This is a genomic window from Haliscomenobacter sp., assembly GCF_965225875.1.
Lineage (GTDB): Bacteria > Bacteroidota > Bacteroidia > Chitinophagales > Saprospiraceae > Haliscomenobacter.
On record NZ_CBDDBS010000002.1, the window covers coordinates 3,127,422 to 3,145,000 of the forward strand.

The window sequence follows — 17,579 nt, forward strand, 5'->3', positions numbered from 1 at the left end:
AATATAATTTTTGTCATTTTACACCAGCTCCATTACTTTTGTGCCTCCCTCAACCATTCAATATACCATGCGTATCAGTATCCTGTTGCCGATTTTCAATGAAGAACGTTATTTGGCAGAGTGTTTGGACAGCATTTTGGCTCAAACTTATATAGATTGGGAACTGCTCGCCATTGATGATCAATCTACGGATAGTACTCCGCAAATTCTGGCAGCCTACCAAGAGCGGGATGCACGCATCCGCCCATTGCGCAATCCCGAGAAGGGCGTGATCCCCGCGTTACGCCTGGCTCTGGAGCAAAGTACTGGTGCCCTCATCACCCGCATGGATGCCGACGACATTATGGCTCCGCAAAAACTGGAGCGCATGTACAGTTTGCTGGTCGCAAATGGTCCCGGGCATTTGACTACGGGTTTGGTCAAATATTTCTCCGATGCCCAATTGGGCGAAGGCTACGCCCGCTACGGCGAATGGATCAACAAGGTCAATTTGGAAGGCAGGCAATGGGAAGAAATTTACCGCGATTGCCCGATTCCAGCCCCTTGCTGGTTGGTATACCGCGAGGACTTACTACGTGCGGGTGCCTTTGAACCCAACATCAAACCCGAAGATTACGACCTGATCTTTCGCTTTCGACAAATAGGCCTCCAACCCCATACCGTGCCCGAAGTGCTACTCTACTGGCGTGACCACGAAGACCGTACCACCCGCATGAATGAAGCGTACGACATGCAGAAGTACTTCCGCGTGAAGCTACCCTGGTTTCTGGCCCTGGATCATGACCCCACTCGCGAATTGGTGCTCTGGGGTGCTGGGCCGAGGGGGAAAGCTTTTGCGACCATGCTCAACGAGGCCAAAGTGAAGTTCCGCTGGGTATGTGATAATCCCCGCAAGTGGGGGCACCAAATTTATGGGGTAATCATGGAGAAGGAGTCCAAGTTAAAAGAGTTGGGGCCGATGCAAATCATCATTTCGGTAAGTGCACCCGCTGATCAAATCGCGATCAAAGCCTTGCTAGATGAATTAGGACTTAAGCCAGGATTGGATTATTTCTGGTTTTGTTAGGGTGAAATAGCCATTCAAACTGTAACATTTTAACCAATATCGCCTTATTACATAAGCTTTGCTGTCTGAAAACGCATGAAAAAAATACTAAATCGTGCTTTTTAGAGTTATCTTGTAGTTCAAAAAATTGTCACTTGACCATGAAATATAGTGTAATAGGTCTGCTCATCCTTTTTTCCCTCAACATGATCTGGGCCCAGTCGATCCCAGAACTGGAAAAGCAGCTCCAGGAAACGACCAATGTGCAGGAAAAAATCACCCTCAACCAACAATTGGCTAATGCTTATTTGACCAGTGATGTGGAAAAAGCCTTGAGTTATGCCAAGGCTGCAGCTAGAGAATCCGCCAGTAGCGGCAATAAGGTTCAAGCAGCGGCCAGCAACTACTTAATCGCCACCATTGCCGAGCGCAAGAAGGACATGGCCAATTTCAGGGTGTACATGAAATATGCTATTAATTTCGCCAAAGAAGCCAATGATCTGGATATGTTAGCCAGAAGCACCGAGAAATTGAGCGCATATTACGCCAAAAATCGTGAGTACGATGACGCTTTTAAACACACCAGCGAAGCTTTCAGGTTTGTGAACTCCAAAGGCTACAACATGAGTGACCTGGAAAACAAGTACAACTCCCAGCGCTCCTCTCTCGAACGAGAAAAACGCAATCTGGAAGCCCAGATCAGCCAAATCCAGGGCCGCCTCGCCGATCTTTCTGCGGAAAAAAACCAGTTGAGTACCGAAAAAGAAAAACTGGCAGAATCCAACGAAAAGCTGGAAGAAAAAAACCTGATGGCGGAGGAAGTGATTACCCGCAAAGAGGAAGATATTCAGACCATCTCCAAAGCCAAAGTTCAAGCTGAAGACGCTGCAAAAGCTAAAGAAGCGGAAGTAAAACAACTTTCGCGGGAAAAACTGGAACAGGAACTGGTATTGGCCGAAAAAGAAGCCATTATCACCGTTGCCAAACTGGAAGCTGAGAAACGCAAAAACGAAGTAGCGGCGCAAACCAAATTCATCCAATTGAGTGGGCTGGCCGCAGCATTTTTCTTGCTGCTCTCAATGTTACTTTTTGGTCGCTTCAAAGCCAAGCAACGCAGCGAAAGAACCCTCGCCGAAAAGAACAAAATCATTGAACAGGAGAAATTGCGCAACGAGGAACTCTTGCTCAACATCCTGCCCAAAAACATTGCCGATGAGCTCAAAGCCAACGGCAAAGCCAAAGCCCGCCGTTTTGACCAGGTTACTGTACTTTTTTCAGACTTCGTCAATTTTACCAAGATAGCGGAGCAACTGGCACCAGAAGAATTGGTAGAAGAACTGGACAAATGTTTCAAAGCTTTTGACCACATCACCAAGCAGTATCCCGACATTGAAAAAATCAAAACCATTGGGGATGCCTATATGTGTGCGTCTGGTTTATCCGAACGCAAAGGATTACCGAACAATCTAGTTCAGGCGGCCCTCGACATGCAGTCTTACCTGGAAGAATACAAAGAGTTGCGCATCAAACAAGGTAAACCTTATTTTGAAGCCCGCATCGGGCTGCACACCGGGCCTGTTGTAGCCGGAGTGGTAGGGGATGTAAAATTTGCCTACGACATCTGGGGCGATACCGTTAACCTCGCTTCCCGCATCGAAGCCAACAGTGAAGCCGGGCAGGTGAATGTTTCGCAAGATACCTATAACCTGATCCGTTACCGCTACGATTGCAATTATCGGGGTAAAATGCCCGCCAAGAACAAAGGAGAATTGGACATGTACTATGTGAATAAAAAAGCAAGCACCGTAGGTGCTGCATAAGCGCTTGCAAAAGCACTAAAAACGAGTTTGGAATGATCAAAACTTTTTGTATTTTTATGCTCTTTCAAACGCAGCTTACAAGATGTCATTCCAACTCGTTTCCAAATACTCCCCGACTGGCGATCAGCCCGTAGCCATTGCTGAATTAACCAATAGATTGAACAGAGGTGAAAGAGCCCAGGTCCTTTTAGGCGTAACGGGTTCAGGTAAAACCTTCACCATAGCCAATGTGATTGCCAATGTGGATCGCCCAACGCTGGTGCTGACCCACAACAAAACCCTCACCGCGCAATTGTATGGCGAATTGCAGGACTTTTTCCCTGACAACGCCGTGGAATACTTTGTTTCTTATTACGACTATTACCAGCCCGAAGCTTACCTCTCGGTGAGTGATACCTACATCGAAAAAGACTTACAAATCAACGAGCAGGTGGATAAGCTACGCTTACGGGCTACCTCCAACTTGCTTTCCGGGCGGCGCGACATCATCATTGTCGCTTCGGTTTCCTGCATCTATGGTATGGGCAACCCGGAAGATTACAAAACAGGGATCATTCGCATCCAAAAGGGACAGGTCATTTCCCGCAATGCCTTTTTGTACAAATTGGTAGAAAGCCTTTATTCCCGGACAGAGATAGAGTTCAAACGCGCCACTTTCCGTGTGCGCGGCGATACCGTGGACATCAATTTACCCTACGTAGATTACGGCTATCGGATTCAGTTTTTTGGCGACGAGATCGACGAAATCGAAATGATCGAGGTGGAAACGGGCAAACGTATTGAAAAAATGAGCACCGCAGCCATTTTTCCCGCCAACCTCTACATTGCTCCCAAAGAAAGATTGGGCATGATCATCCGCCAGATTGAGGATGAATTGCACGATCAGGAGCGATTCTTCGAACGGGAAAGCCGCATCCTGGAAGCCAAACGCATCCACGAGCGCACCAGTTTTGACCTGGAAATGATCAAGGAATTGGGCTATTGCAACGGGGTTGAAAATTATTCGCGCTTTTTTGACGGACGTACCGTGGGCACTCGCCCCTTCTGTTTATTGGATTATTTCCCGGATGATTATTTGTTGGTGATTGACGAAAGCCACGTCACCATTCCACAGCTAAGGGGTATGTATGGTGGAGACCGGGCGCGCAAGCTCAGCCTGGTGGAACACGGTTTTCGACTCCCCTCTGCAATGGACAACCGTCCACTTAATTTTACCGAATTTGAAGGCCTCATTAACCAGGTCATTTACGTCAGCGCTACGCCTGGCGATTATGAGTTGGAACAAACGGGCGGTGTACTAGTGGAGCAATTGATTCGCCCAACAGGCTTACTGGATCCGCCTATCGAGGTGCGTCCCAGCCTCAATCAAATTGATGATTTGTTGGAGGAAATTCAACAGCGCATCGAAAAAGATGAACGGGTTCTCGTTACCACCCTGACCAAACGGATGGCTGAGGAACTGACCAAATACCTTTCCAAACTCAATATCAAGGTACGCTATATCCACTCCGAAGTGGACACCATGGAACGGGTGGAAATTTTGCGCGACTTGCGCCTAGGCGGTTTTGATGTGCTGATCGGGGTTAACCTTTTGCGGGAAGGTTTGGACTTACCCGAGGTATCTCTGGTAGCCATTCTGGATGCGGACAAGGAAGGTTTTTTGCGCAACGACCGCTCATTGACCCAAACTGCTGGCCGAGCTGCCCGGAATTCAAATGGGCTGGTGATTTTTTATGCTGACAAAATCACCGATTCCATGCAACGTACCATTGATGAAACGGTTCGCCGCCGTGCCATTCAAATGTCTTACAACGAAGAGCGAGGCATTACACCCAAAACGGTGTTTAAATCAAAAGAAGAAATCCTCAACCAACGTTCCATTCTCGATGTAAGGGGCAAAACGACCCAGGCTTACATCGAACCCGAAACGGTAACCATAGCTGCAGATCCCTTGGTGAGTTATATGACGCGGGATCAATTGGAAAAACTGGCTCAAGAAACCGAACGCAAGATGAAACAGGCCGCCAAAGAATTGGATTTTATTACAGCGGCGCAATTGCGGGATGATTTGTTTGCCTTGCGGGAAAAATTAAAAACCGTGTAGGGGCAACCCTATGTGGTTGCCCCTACACGATGGGCGACCACATAGGGCCGCCCCAACAGGATAATTTATTTCACCTTGAAATCTACCTGCACATCTGCCCACATCACTGAAACAACCCCTTTTTTGGAAACTCCAATGGTCATTTGTTCAGTGAAAGCTTTGGATTTTTTAACAGGTACATTTACCCTGATCACATCATCTGCCTCCTTGTAAGTATAGGCACCCCAGGCGATGGTTTTATTGATGATGATGGTCCATTGATCAGCATTAGGAATGGTGAATAGGGCATATTTTCCTTTAGGCACTGCCTTTCCTTGTACCATTACATCCGCAGAAAATTCAATAGACGTACTGGCGTTGGCCCCCGTACGCCATACCTGGCCATAGGGCACCAGTTTGCCCCAAATTTCACGTCCTTTCACCGAAGGTTGGCTGTATTCAACGGTGACGGTTTTACCTTTAATCGTTGCACTGGCTTTAGCTGCTGGGCTGGCTGCTGGTTTATTCTCCTGAGCATGGGCCAATAAACCGATCATGGATAAGCTGAGTAACAAAAAAATCTTTTTCATGTCTTTGATTTGGTTTGATGTGATACAAAACTAGTTGTTCACAAAGATGTACAAAATCTTTTTGGTATGCCTTATCAAAACACGATCAAGTTTGTTCAAGTTTACGCTTCTCCGCGCAAGAAATATTTTGAGTAATATCTGCGAGTCCCTTGGCTTTGTTCCTTAGCTGGCTGACGCCCCCCTAAATCCACCAAAATTGAATTCAGGATGCGGTATGGCTCGGTAATTGGCAAATAAGCCGAATCTTCATGTAAAGCTTCCTCTGGCAAAACATCAATTCGTTGAGGCATCCGGTTAAAATGAGCCAGGTAACGCCGCGCAGGTTCTTCCGGCAGCACCATCCAGATGCTCCCTACTCCATCGGGCCAGGCGCCTTGGAGGTATTGCGGATTGAGGCGCTTGATTTTGCTGATGGGTAAGCGGCAAATGCGCGACAATTGAGCAAAGGAATTTACCTCTTTCACTTCGATGCTGCGGGTGCCTCCATTCAGTGCTGTAGGAATTTTTGGGGCAATTTGGTAATCTTCAAAAAAGTTGGAGATATAGGCGGCTGCATAAAACTTGGCCAGATAGGATTGTGTTTGCTCGGGCAAATGTTTGCGCACCAGGGCAAAGTCGGTGGATTTTGCCCGGCGTATAGCCCTGTGCATACGTCCAGAGCCACAATTGTAAGCGCCGATGACCAACTCCCAATTGCCAAATTCGGCATACAAATCTTTGAGGTAGGTCACTGCAGCCAAGGTAGCCGCTTCGGGGTCGCGCCGCTCGTCGCGCCAATCATTCTGGCGTAAACCATAGTGCCGAGCCGTAGGGGACATAAATTGCCATAGACCTATTGCTCCACTTGGCGATTCCACATCAGTCCGCAGTTCAGATTCCACCATAGAAAGGTATTTCAACTCCAATGGCATTTGCTGAGCGCTTAAGTGCCGCTCAAAAATGGGGAAATAATACATGCCACGGCCTAACATTGCAGCGGTATGCGCCTTTCCATGGGCAGCGTACATTTTTACATAGGCCAGAGAGTGTGTGTTGGTAAGCGCCAGATTCGGCAAATTGTCGCGCTGAAAAATTGTGGCAGCGGCAGGGTGAATCTTCAAAAAATCGTAATCAGAATTGGCGTTAGCAGGGCATGTGAAACTAATGGCCAAACAGGGTACTAGAAGGAGTTGGTATACTCCTCGGGGGCAAGTGGTGTTCATGGGAATGAAAGTTTGCTGGTGTTTGAAATATGTTCGAAATACTTGGAATTGTAACAATGGCAGAAGCGCCGTAGGTAGGTAAATAGTCTAATTTCAAAAGCTTAAGGTAAAGATAGGCTATTTAACTTAAAAATAAAACTCTTGTAGTCAACGTCTTAGGAAAAAGTTTTCCACATAATTCTTTGTGCAACGAGAAAAGTGCATGAAACCTGTGATTTATGTAAGTCGAAATAAGTTAATTTAACGATATAAAAATGATTGAAAAATCAGGCTAGTATCTCAAGTCCAATTTCCACAATACCTTCACGGTTAATTTTTTGTAAATCAACGCTTAAGACCTGATTTAACAATTCAACTTGCAAGGGTGCTTCTATCTTGATGTAATTGTCAGTAAAACCCGCCATCAAGTTTTTGTCTTTGTGGACTTCAAACAAAACCGGGCGATTTTGCCCAAGGTGCTGCTCGTAAAAATGCCGCCGCTTTTTTTCACTCAAAATGCCCAACATCTCATTGCGCTCCCGTCGTACATTGACCGGGACCACCCCTTCCATTTCTGCAGCAGGAGTATTGGCCCGTTCAGAATAAGTGAAGACATGTAGGTAGGAAATATCCAAATCGTTGAGGAAATGATAGGTTTCCAAGAAGTCTTCGTTCGTTTCACCAGGAAAGCCCACAATGACATCCACCCCAATACAGGCATGCGGCATTTGTTGTTTGATGCGTGCAACCCGCTCAGCGTACAACTCCCGGGTATAACGACGACGCATCAGCCGCAGTTGCTGGTTGTTGCCCGATTGGAGAGGCATGTGCAAATGGGGCGCAAAACGTTGTGAGCCTGCAACAAAATCAATGATTTCGTCGGTGCACAAATTGGGTTCAATCGAAGAAATCCGAAAGCGGCTGATGCCTTCCACTTTGTCCAGTTCCTTGATCAAGTCGATGAACATTGCTTCCTTCTTGGGTGCAGTTCCTTCGATCACCTCGGTTCCATTGCCAAAATCGCCGATGTTCACCCCGGTGAGCACAATTTCCTTAACGCCCATCTCGGCAATTTTCCAGGCATTGGCAACCACGTTTTCCACCTTGTCACTACGACTGGCACCCCGTGCTTGGGGAATGGTGCAAAAAGAACATTTGTAATTGCAGCCATCCTGCACCTTGAGGAAAGAACGGGTGCGGTCGCCAAAGGAAAAGGCATCGACAAAATTACGGGCCTCTCGGACTTCCCCTGCGTGAACCATCCCCTTACCGGGCGCTTTCGAAAGCGTATCGATAAAATCCAGAATGCGGAATTTTTCAGCAGCCCCCAGCACCAGATCAACGCCGGGAATTTCAGCAATTTCCTCGGGTTTGAGTTGGGCATAACAACCCACCACCACTACAAAGGCCTGCGAGGAATGGCGTAGGGCCTGGCGCACCACTTTGCGGCACTTGCGATCCGCAAAATCGGTCACGGAACAAGTATTGATCACATACACATCGGCACCCTGCTCAAATTCTACCTCGGTATAACCCGCTCCTTCAAACAAACGGGCAATCGAGGAAGTCTCGGAGTAGTTCAATTTACATCCCAATGTATAAAATGCGACTGTTCTCGGCGTGGCCATGCTGCACTCTTGCTTTAACTTGATGAAAAACAGGGGGCAAAGATAAGCCTTTCTCCTTTATAGCACAAACAATGCGCTGCATGAGTTGAACTTTTTCAAGCGCAAACCTTTATACAAGGAAATCATCCTTATCATGTGGACAGAAAAAGACAATCAACTCTCAGCAACCTTTCATTTTAAAGATTTTAGCCAAGCCTTCGCGTTTATGACTGAAGTGGCAATGTTAGCTGAAAAGCACGAACACCACCCGTTATGGACCAATGTCTGGAATCGGGTCGAGATCAATCTAAGCACCCACGATGCAGGCGATATTGTGACGGATAAGGATCGGGACCTGGCAAAGGCGATTGATCGGGTTTTGACACGTTATCAATAACATAGTAATTAGAATCAGAATAAATCATGCCCAAACCATACTGAGATTGCCCGACATTGAGTAGCTTTACTGCCATGATTGTGTCATCTAAATTACCGGGCGTAGGCACCACCATCTTTACGGTTATGTCTGCCCTGGCGCAAGAACACGGGGCCATTAATCTTGCGCAGGGTTTTCCGGATTTTCCGTCCTCCCAACGTTTAAACGAGTTGGTGGCCCACTACATGCGTCAGGGTTACAATCAGTATGCCCCTATGGCGGGTGTACCGATTTTGCGCCAGCGCATTGCTGAAAAAATTGATGGCCTGTACGGGGTGAAAATTGACCCGGATAAGGAGATCACCATTACTTGTGGGGCCACTGAAGGTATTTTCACGGCTATTGGCGCACTGGTAAGCCCGGGTGATGAAGTCATCATTTTTGAACCCGCCTATGACTCTTACCGCCCCAGCATTGAGCTATTCGGCGGCATGACAAAATCCTTTGAGCTCAGTGCTCCCGACTACACCATCGACTGGGACCGCCTGATGCGTTTGATCAGCATGAAGACCCGCATGATCATCATCAACACGCCCCAAAACCCAATCGGAAAAATTCTGAAGCCAGCCGATATGCAGGCCCTGGAAAAACTGGTGAGCAGCAGCGACATCATCATTCTCAGCGACGAGGTATACGAACACATGGTGTACGATGGCCACGAACATCAAAGCGTTTTGCGTTACCCAGCTTTGCGTGAACGGGCTTTAGCTGTATATTCTTTTGGCAAAACTTTCCACAATACTGGATGGAGAATAGGCTACTGCGTTGCCCCGCCTGCGCTTACGGCTGAGTTTCGCAAGGTGCACCAGTTTAATGTTTTTTCGATCAATACCCCCATGCAATATGCCTTGGCGGATTTTCTGGAGGACCCCCACGAGTACCTGGGCCTAGGTACTTTTTTTACCCATAAAAGAGATTTTTTCCTCGACGCCATCGAGGGTTCGCTGTTTCGCCCACTGTTGAGTGAAGGTTCTTATTTCCAACTCTGTGATTATAGCCAGATCAGCACCGAGCCCGATGTGGATTTTTGTCGGCGCCTGACCATGGAGTACGGTGTTGCGGCAATTCCCGTTTCTGTATTCTACCACAGCAAGCGGGATGAGAAGATCATTCGTTTCTGTTTTGCAAAAAAAGAAGAGACTTTGGAAAGAGCGGCAAAGCTATTGCGGGAGATCGGAAAGATTTGAGGTCTATCCAATTCATTTCGTCCCTTCTTAGCTTAGGTGATTCCTTAAGTGCCTTAGGTTTCTCAGGTGGTGAAAGAAGCCCTTGCTACGCAGGTTTTTTTCTTTTTCACCACCTAAGAAACTTTAGAAACCATAGTATCACCTCAGATTAAAAGTCCAATCCAAAGGACAAATACAACTTCGGCTTCTGGATCTGCTGCGTTTCAATTCCCCAGGCATAATCCGCCCGAATGAAATACCCAAACAGCGTCGTCCGCGCTCCAAAACCATAACCTGCCACCAACGGATCCCGGAAATAATTAACCGTAGTTGTGATGAAAGGCCCATCGGGGAATTTTGAAGTATTCAATGGGTTGTCCTCGCGGTAAGGTGTTTTGCCTTCCCAGGCAGTACCAATGTCGAAGAAGCCAACCACCTGAAAATTCTTGAACAATGGTGACTGAATGCGACGCGAGATGTAGCGGAACAATGGCACCCTCAATTCGGTATTCACCAGTGCAAAGGAGCTACCATTGCGGATGTTGATGGGGAACCCGCGCAGGTTGGCCGCCAGGGTTTGGAAAGCAAAATTGCCGCTAGGTACAGGAATATCGTTGTTTTGCTGAGGGAAAAGCCAGTTGTCCATTCCACCCAGGAAGTAAAGGATCCGCTCCGAACCGAAGGAGGTACCCGCCGCAAAACGCCCTGCCAAAATCGAATGGCGCAAAATGCGTTGGTAATGCCTAAAGTCGGCACCCAGCACGGTCATGAAGCCTTTATTGAAATTAATGTCAAAATTGGATTCATCACCAACCGAGAATTTCTTTTGGGCTTCCGCAAAGACTCGATAACGGGTACCCGTACGCAAGTTGAGGGCAATATCAACGGTGTTGTCAAACACGTATTCCATGCGCAATCCAATGCGTTGGCTGGTTTGATCAGGCACATTATAGGTAGCACGATCGGTTGCCAGTTGTACCATGCGGTCGCGCCGTAGGGTAGTGGTGGCTCTGATGCTGCGGAAAACATCGAGTGGGTAGCGGATGCCGTATTGCCCCAGCAGAATATTGTACTCCCGTCGACGGGGCACCAAAGTTGGGCTCTGGTCGTTGAAGCGCGTATTGCGCATGTAGACCGCGTAGGTTTGATCCAGGCGGTGTTTTTTATTGTTGAAGGTCACGAAGTATTCCGCACCATTGAAGGTAGTTGGAATCCGAATACCGCCTTCAAATTCATAGTCTTCAAAAAGATCCTTGACATTTGCCTTGAGCAAAATTCCTGGAGGAGGTAACTGGTATCCATCCGGATTGGCAGCTGTACTTTCCATGCCTTCAAAGAGCAGCGAGTTGTCCATTTGTGAGGTCACAAAATCGGAACGGAACTGCAAACGATAGGGGATAGCCCGGGTTGGGTTGAGGATGTACACTTTGCGGTTCGTGGCCATTTTCAATGGGAAACTCATACCGTTTACCGGCGCCAGGGTTTCGCTGGGCCGAGTTGTTGCGGGTGGGGGAGTGGTCGCTGGTTCAGTAGTGACAGCAGGCGTTTCTTCCGGTTTTTTCTCGGCTACGGAATTAGTGGGAGGAGGATTTCCAAACTCGCTTTGAAACAAGTACAATTCCTCCTGGTTCGTTTTGGTGGTTGTATCTTTGGGTGGTGCTTTAACCACAATCTCTACCTTTGGGGTATCTACCAGAATTGGTCGCACGGGCACCCCATTTGTCAACACTGGCATACCTGGAGTGGAAGCCGTATCTTTTACAAAAATCAAGTCTTCCATTTGTTTTTCCCGTGCTCTGAAGGCGGTGGTAGCTGGAGCACTGGAATTGGTAGGTGTCAGTCGGTTGGTGTAAAAAGATCGACGTCCCAATGCCGCATAAGATTCCACCAATTTTCCACTTTGTGGTGCGCTGTGCTGCTGGCTGATGTGGTAGGGGTAATTGGTTTCGATGTGGGTAATCGCACGTTCCCGGATCACGGGACGTACCTGTACGGAGTCAATTTGGGTTGAATCCAATTTAGCCACTGATGAATCCATTGGCCACACCAGTTCGGTACCGTCTTTTAAATAAATATGCTGTAGATATTCGCGTACGAAAGTTTCTAAAAAACCCGATTCACGATTGTAGATGCCGTGCCGATCACTCAGATACGAAAAATAAGTGCTATCCACCTGCATCGGAAAACGTTCACTGGCCAAGGGAGTGTTCGTCACCCGTACAAACTCCTTGATTTCTCCCTTGAGGTCATAATAAAACACATCCAGGGAGGCCACGGGCAAGATACTATCCGGCTTGATGTTGCGCAGGAAGATGTCTGGGCGATTGGAGGTAAAGAGGATACCTTTGCGATTCCGGACATTGACCACCGCAGCATCCAGGTCGTCATAAATGTCGGCGGTGATGCGCTGGCTTTGGCGGGTACGTGGGGTATAGAGGAAAATATCGGATTGACCACTCACTTCCGCTGAAAAGAGGAGGGTAAAGTTGTCGACAAAATCGAGGCTGTAAACCCTTTGGTATTGCTCAGAAAGCAGCTCGGTGGTGATTTTCTTTTTGTAGACATCGTAGTTGGCCAGTTTCAGGTTATCCCGGCGCTCGTATAAAATGGTCAGTTGTTGCCCGGTTGGATTCCAGGCGATCAAGGGGTAATTAAAATCGGTAGCCTGGAGAGCATTGCGGTAACCTTCCTTAAAAATTTTGGTTTTTTTCTTCTGTTGTAAGTCGTAGATGTAAACGTTGGCGCGCCCCATGTCATTGAGCACATAAGCGACCTTGTTGCCATCAGGACTGAGTTTGAGTTGAGTCAGAGGTAATTGTTCCTTGCGTTTTTTCAGGGTAACGATTTGGGTTGCCTGGGGGTTTTGGCGGCCTTTGAGGTCTCCTTCGTAGCGGCTGCGGTAAAACTGATCCCATTCTTGTACTACCGACTGGAAAGATTGATCCATGACGTACAAGAACCCACTTTCTACACTGCGGTTGATGCGGGTGAGGTACAAGAGGTTGGACACCGCTGGGCGGCCATATTTTTCGCTGATGAAATACCACATGGATTGTCCAGCCAGGCGGGGGAAATCATCGGCAAAACGTTCGAATTTTTTGTAGCGGCGGCTGAGTAGGATGTTGCGCAGTTCGTTGTCGCGTTCTACGTTCCAGGTTTGGCCAGCGTAGGCTACTAGACCTTCTTTGAACCAATTGGGCAAATTTAGCATTACTGCATTTTGCACAATCTCCTGGATGTTGGCTCCAAACAACATGGTATTGAGGTAAACCGCTGCGATGCCTTCGCGCACTTGCTCACGCAGGTGTTGGTGGTTGCCATCGAAATAGACAAAGATGGTAGTGCCCGAAACCTTGGTTTGGTTGTTGCTACTCACAAACAAGTCCTCCGAACCGATGTTGCTCTGTTTCACGTCGGTCGCGTCCGCGTACACGATGATCTGGAGCTTTTCGTTCATACGATGCTCCAGGAGAGCCTGGATCTCGTCGAAGTCGTACTCCGCCATTTGTACGACCTTATGGGCGGCATTGCGCGACTTACCGTAATAGTACACAAAGAAATTGTCGCTTTCGTACTGCGACCATTCATCGAAGTCTTTATGGTATTGGACGCGGTTCTTGCCAAATTTGACTTGGTTGCTACTCTGTGCCAATGCGCCCACACTGAACAGCACAACTCCCATCAAACACAAGAGGTAAAGTCGCTTGATCATACACTACTTATTTTGCTTAGAATATGACATAATCGTGCCACATTCAGTTCATTTTGAGCAGAAAAAACCAGATAAAAAAAATAATCTACCCGATTCTCCATAACATACCTCTCAAATTAGCCATTTTTGTGAAAATGTACAATCTAAATTAATAAAAGGATGGCAAATGTTATCCAGCTTACGTTCAATCCTTTCCAGGAAAACACGTACGTTGTCTATGATGATACGAAGGAATGTATAGTAGTGGATCCCGGCTGCTTGTTCCCCGATGAAAAAGCCGAGCTCTTGGAAACGATCCACCGCCTGGAGTTGCGCCCGGTCCGCCTAATCAATACGCATTGCCACATCGACCATATTTTGGGCAATCACTTTATCTCGACTACTTTTAACCTGGTACTAGAAGCCCACCAGGGCGAACAGGTGGTGCTCGATACTGGGGTGCAGGTGGCCTCGATGTACCAAATTCCTTATCCTGAGCCTTCGCCTGCCATTGGCAAGTTTCTCACGGCGGGTGATGTGATTGAGTTTGGGGAAACCAAGCTCAAAGCCATTTTTACGCCCGGTCACTCCCCAGCTAGCCTTTCTTTTTACTGCGAAAAGGATCGTTTTGTACTCTCGGGCGATGTTTTGTTCAAAAACAGCATCGGGCGCTACGACTTACCCGGCGGGAATTACCAAACCTTGATGAAAAACATTCGGGAAAAATTGATGGTACTGCCGGATGAGGTGAAGGTGTATTCCGGGCATGGCGTGGCGACGACGATTGGAGCGGAGAGGGGAGGGAATCCATTTTTGGTGGGGGAGTAGGGGATGAATTGTGCCGCAGGTTGCGGGACAAATGAAAAGATCAAGTTATCATTCTATGAGTTGGGGGAAAGATTCATTACCCAAGAACAGTCCTATCTTCCTCACTTTCAAGACCCTGCCAATCGCGGAGCGATTGAATTCAGAATAGCCCCGGTCGTCCGGGGATTTTTCAGTTACGGGCTTGTTCCACAACCGCGGGAGCGGTTGAACCATTTTTGCTAGTCAGTTCAACCACTGCCGTGGTTGGGACGCCTTGCTCCGACTTTTGTCCGCGGACGACCGCGGCTATGCAAGATTAAACCACTCCGTGGTTAGGTGGATTGTGAGATTGTGGGCCTTGTAGAGACGCACGGCCGTGCGTCTTTTCCGGTTGGGTTGGGTGTTGGACAGGGTGTGTTGTTGGTCAGTCCCAGACACACAAAAGCCCCATCCGAGTTAACGAATGAGGCTGTATGTGTTGTATTGAGTTGGCAGCGACCTACTCTCCCACCCAAGGGCAGTACCATCAGCGCTGAGCGGCTTAACTTCTCTGTTCGGAATGGGAAGAGGTGGAACCCGCTCGCTATAACCACCAACAAGTCTTTGGTGAATGACGATTGTTTCGAATGTCGATTGACGAATCCTAGGTCACAATCCCTAAAATATAGTTCATCAATGCATTTCCAGACTTTCATCATTGCTGACCTCAACCTGCGTTGAAGCCCCTTTGTATTTTCATGACAATTGGGTAGAAGTAGAATTTCTTTTAGAATAGGCACTCTAGGTTGTTCACGGGAGTGAGCTTTGACACCCACTCCCATCCATTCTTCTTCACATAAGAAGCTTTCGGGTAATTAGTACTACTCGGCTGCGTATGTTACCACACTTCGACCTGTAGCCTATCAACGTGGTAGTCTCCCACGACCCTAATAAGGAATACTCATCTTGGAGTCGACTTCGCACTTAGATGCTTTCAGTGCTTATCCGTTCCGAACATAGCTACCCAGCGGTGCACTTGGCAGTACAACTGGTACACTAGAGGTTCGTCCAACCCGGTCCTCTCGTACTGGAGCCAGATCTCCTCAATATTCCAACGCCCGCAACAGATAGGGACCGAACTGTCTTGCGACGTTCTGAACCCAGCTCGCGTGCCACTTTAATGGGCGAACAGCCCAACCCTTGGGACCTTCTCCAGCCCCAGGATGTGACGAGCCGACATCGAGGTGCCAAACCTCCCCGTCGATGTGAGCTCTTGGGGGAGATCAGCCTGTTATCCCCGGAGTACCTTTTATCCTTTGAGCGATGGCCCTTCCATGCGGAACCACCGGATCACTTGAGCCGACTTTCGTCCCTGTTCGACGCGTCCGTCTCTCAGTCAAGCACCCTTATACTCATACGCTCTTCGCATGATTACCAACCATGCTGAGGGTACCTTTGCGAGCCTCCGTTACTCTTTTGGAGGCGACCACCCCAGTCAAACTACCCACCACACGCTGTCCCTGCGGTTAGAATCTAAGCATAAGAAGGGTGGTATTTCAAGGACGGCTCCACAACCACTAGCGTGATCACTTCATAGCCTCCCACCTATCCTACACATCTTATGCTCAAACCCAACGTGAAGTTGTAGTAAAGGTTCACGGGGTCTTTCCGTCCCGTTGCGGGTAACCGGCATCTTCACCGATACTTCAATTTCACCGAGCTCACGGTTGAGACAGTGTCCAGATCGTTACACCATTCGTGCAGGTCGGAACTTACCCGACAAGGAATTTCGCTACCTTAGGACCGTTATAGTTACGGCCGCCGTTTACCGGGGCTTCAGTCAAGACCTTCGAGTTACCCCTAAGCCCCTTCCTTAACCTTCCGGCACCGGGCAGGTGTCAGACCCTATACTTCATCTTTCGATTTGGCAGAGTCCTGTGTTTTTGCTAAACAGTCGCCTGGACCTCTTCACTGCGACCACTCTCGTGGTGCCCCTTCTCCCGAAGTTACGGGGCTAATTTGCCTAGTTCCTTAACCGTGGTTCACTCGAGCGCCTTAGGATACTCTCCTCGACTACCTGTGTCGGTTTACGGTACGGGTTGCATACTTCGGCTTTTCTTGGAGGCTCATTCAATCGCTCGCTTCAGCCAGAGGCTTCCGCTCAACGCACTATTCCGTCAGTACGTGCAATCTCCTCAACCCCGTCCCCTTTTTAGTGTATGCAAGCTCTGGAATTTTTACCAGATTGCCATCAGATTCGCCTCTCGGCTGCTCCTTAGGACCCGGCTAACCCTGTTCTGATTAACATCGAACGAGGAACCCTTAGTCTTACGGCGAATGGGTATCTCACCCATTTTTTCGTTACTCATTCCTACATTTTCTTTTCCAGCCGCTCCACCCAAGCTCGCGCTTGACCTTCGCCGCAACTGGAATGCTCCCCTACCACTCCGTAGAGTCCATAGCTTCGGTATTGAGCTTGATGCCCGTTCATTTTCCGCGCAGGAACGCTCGACTAGTGAGCTGTTACGCACTCTTTAAATGAATTGCTGCTTCCAAGCAAACATCCTAGCTGTCATAGCATCCCCACCTCGTTTATCCAACTTAGCTCAAATTTAGGGACCTTAGCTGATGGTCTGGGTTGTTCCCCTCTTGGCCACGGACCTTCGCACCCGTAGCCTCACTGCTGGTGCAATATTACGGCATTCGGAGTTCATCAGGGGTTGGTAGGCGGTGAAGCCCCCTAGCCCTATTGGTAGCTCTACCTCCGCAATACTCTTCCCAACGCTGCACCTAAATGCATTTCGGGGAGTACGAGCTATCTCCGAGTTTGATTAGCCTTTCACCCCTACCCACAGGTCATCCGAAAACTTTTCAACGTTTACCGGTTCGGTCCTCCAGTGAGAGACTATCTCACCTTCAACCTGCCCATGGGTAGATCACTCGGTTTCGCGTCTATCCCTACTAGCTGAGCGCCCTATTCAGACTCGCTTTCGCTACGCCTCCGTGCCTTAAGCACTTAAACTTGCTAGTAAGGAATAACTCGTAGGATCATTATGCAAAAGGCACGCCGTCGCTTTTACGCTCCGACCGCTTGTAGACATACGGTTTCAGGGTCTTTTCACTCCGCTGCTTGCGGTTCTTTTCACCTTTCCCTCACGGTACTGGTTCACTATC

10 protein-coding genes and 2 rRNA genes (1 of these 12 only partly in view) are annotated in these 17,579 nt (G+C 48.3%); 6 read left to right on the forward strand and 6 right to left on the reverse strand.

Translation table 11 applies throughout. The features are described from left to right. Window positions 1-67: 67 nt before the first annotated feature. From ACO08K_RS15185 to uvrB, 3 genes are all read left to right on the forward strand, one after another. Window positions 68-1,066 (forward strand): glycosyltransferase family 2 protein, encoded by a 999-nt coding sequence (locus ACO08K_RS15185; protein WP_421797256.1) that lies wholly within the window; start codon window positions 68-70, stop codon window positions 1,064-1,066. A 140-nt stretch (window positions 1,067-1,206) separates the two neighbouring features. Then, entirely contained in the window at window positions 1,207-2,865 is a 1,659-nt protein-coding gene (locus ACO08K_RS15190) for an adenylate/guanylate cyclase domain-containing protein (protein WP_421797257.1), read from the forward strand. Between the two features lie 82 nt (window positions 2,866-2,947). Next, a complete protein-coding gene (uvrB, locus tag ACO08K_RS15195) occupies window positions 2,948-4,969 on the forward strand; it encodes an excinuclease ABC subunit UvrB (protein WP_421797258.1) in 2,022 nt (673 codons plus the stop codon). Window positions 4,970-5,034: 65 nt separating this feature from the next. On the opposite strand, the gene ACO08K_RS15200 is transcribed toward uvrB, so the two are convergent. The 3 genes from ACO08K_RS15200 to mtaB form a co-directional block, all read right to left on the reverse strand. Beyond that, complete coding sequence (locus tag ACO08K_RS15200) at window positions 5,035-5,538, reverse strand: DUF2911 domain-containing protein (RefSeq protein WP_421797259.1); 504 nt, start codon at window positions 5,536-5,538, stop codon at window positions 5,035-5,037. A 101-nt stretch (window positions 5,539-5,639) separates the two neighbouring features. Next, the gene (locus ACO08K_RS15205; RefSeq protein WP_421797260.1) at window positions 5,640-6,740 is read right to left on the reverse strand and encodes a lytic transglycosylase domain-containing protein; all 1,101 of its coding nucleotides are present in this window, start codon (window positions 6,738-6,740) and stop codon (window positions 5,640-5,642) included. Between the two features lie 266 nt (window positions 6,741-7,006). Next, on the reverse strand, window positions 7,007-8,347 hold the full coding sequence (mtaB, locus tag ACO08K_RS15210; protein ID WP_421797261.1) for a tRNA (N(6)-L-threonylcarbamoyladenosine(37)-C(2))-methylthiotransferase MtaB: 1,341 nt from the start codon (window positions 8,345-8,347) through the stop codon (window positions 7,007-7,009). A 133-nt stretch (window positions 8,348-8,480) separates the two neighbouring features. Here mtaB and ACO08K_RS15215 point away from each other — a divergent pair, with 133 nt between their 5' ends. Together ACO08K_RS15215 and ACO08K_RS15220 are read left to right on the forward strand one after the other, a co-directional pair. Further along, complete coding sequence (locus ACO08K_RS15215) at window positions 8,481-8,723, forward strand: 4a-hydroxytetrahydrobiopterin dehydratase (protein ID WP_421797262.1); 243 nt, start codon at window positions 8,481-8,483, stop codon at window positions 8,721-8,723. Between the two features lie 74 nt (window positions 8,724-8,797). Next, a complete protein-coding gene (locus ACO08K_RS15220) occupies window positions 8,798-9,949 on the forward strand; it encodes a methionine aminotransferase (RefSeq protein ID WP_421797263.1) in 1,152 nt (383 codons plus the stop codon). A 148-nt stretch (window positions 9,950-10,097) separates the two neighbouring features. On the opposite strand, the gene ACO08K_RS15225 is transcribed toward ACO08K_RS15220, so the two are convergent. Then, complete coding sequence (locus ACO08K_RS15225) at window positions 10,098-13,640, reverse strand: hypothetical protein (protein ID WP_421797264.1); 3,543 nt, start codon at window positions 13,638-13,640, stop codon at window positions 10,098-10,100. 159 nt (window positions 13,641-13,799) lie between these two features. Between ACO08K_RS15225 and ACO08K_RS15230 the strand changes: the two genes are divergently transcribed. Further along, on the forward strand, window positions 13,800-14,447 hold the full coding sequence (locus tag ACO08K_RS15230; protein ID WP_421797265.1) for an MBL fold metallo-hydrolase: 648 nt from the start codon (window positions 13,800-13,802) through the stop codon (window positions 14,445-14,447). Window positions 14,448-14,912: 465 nt separating this feature from the next. Here the strand turns inward: ACO08K_RS15230 and rrf are convergent. Together rrf and ACO08K_RS15240 are read right to left on the reverse strand one after the other, a co-directional pair. Then, a 5S ribosomal RNA gene (gene rrf, locus ACO08K_RS15235) occupies window positions 14,913-15,023 on the reverse strand. A gap of 237 nt (window positions 15,024-15,260) precedes the next feature. Then, window positions 15,261-17,579, reverse strand: a 23S ribosomal RNA gene (locus ACO08K_RS15240) (it continues 414 nt past the right edge of the window).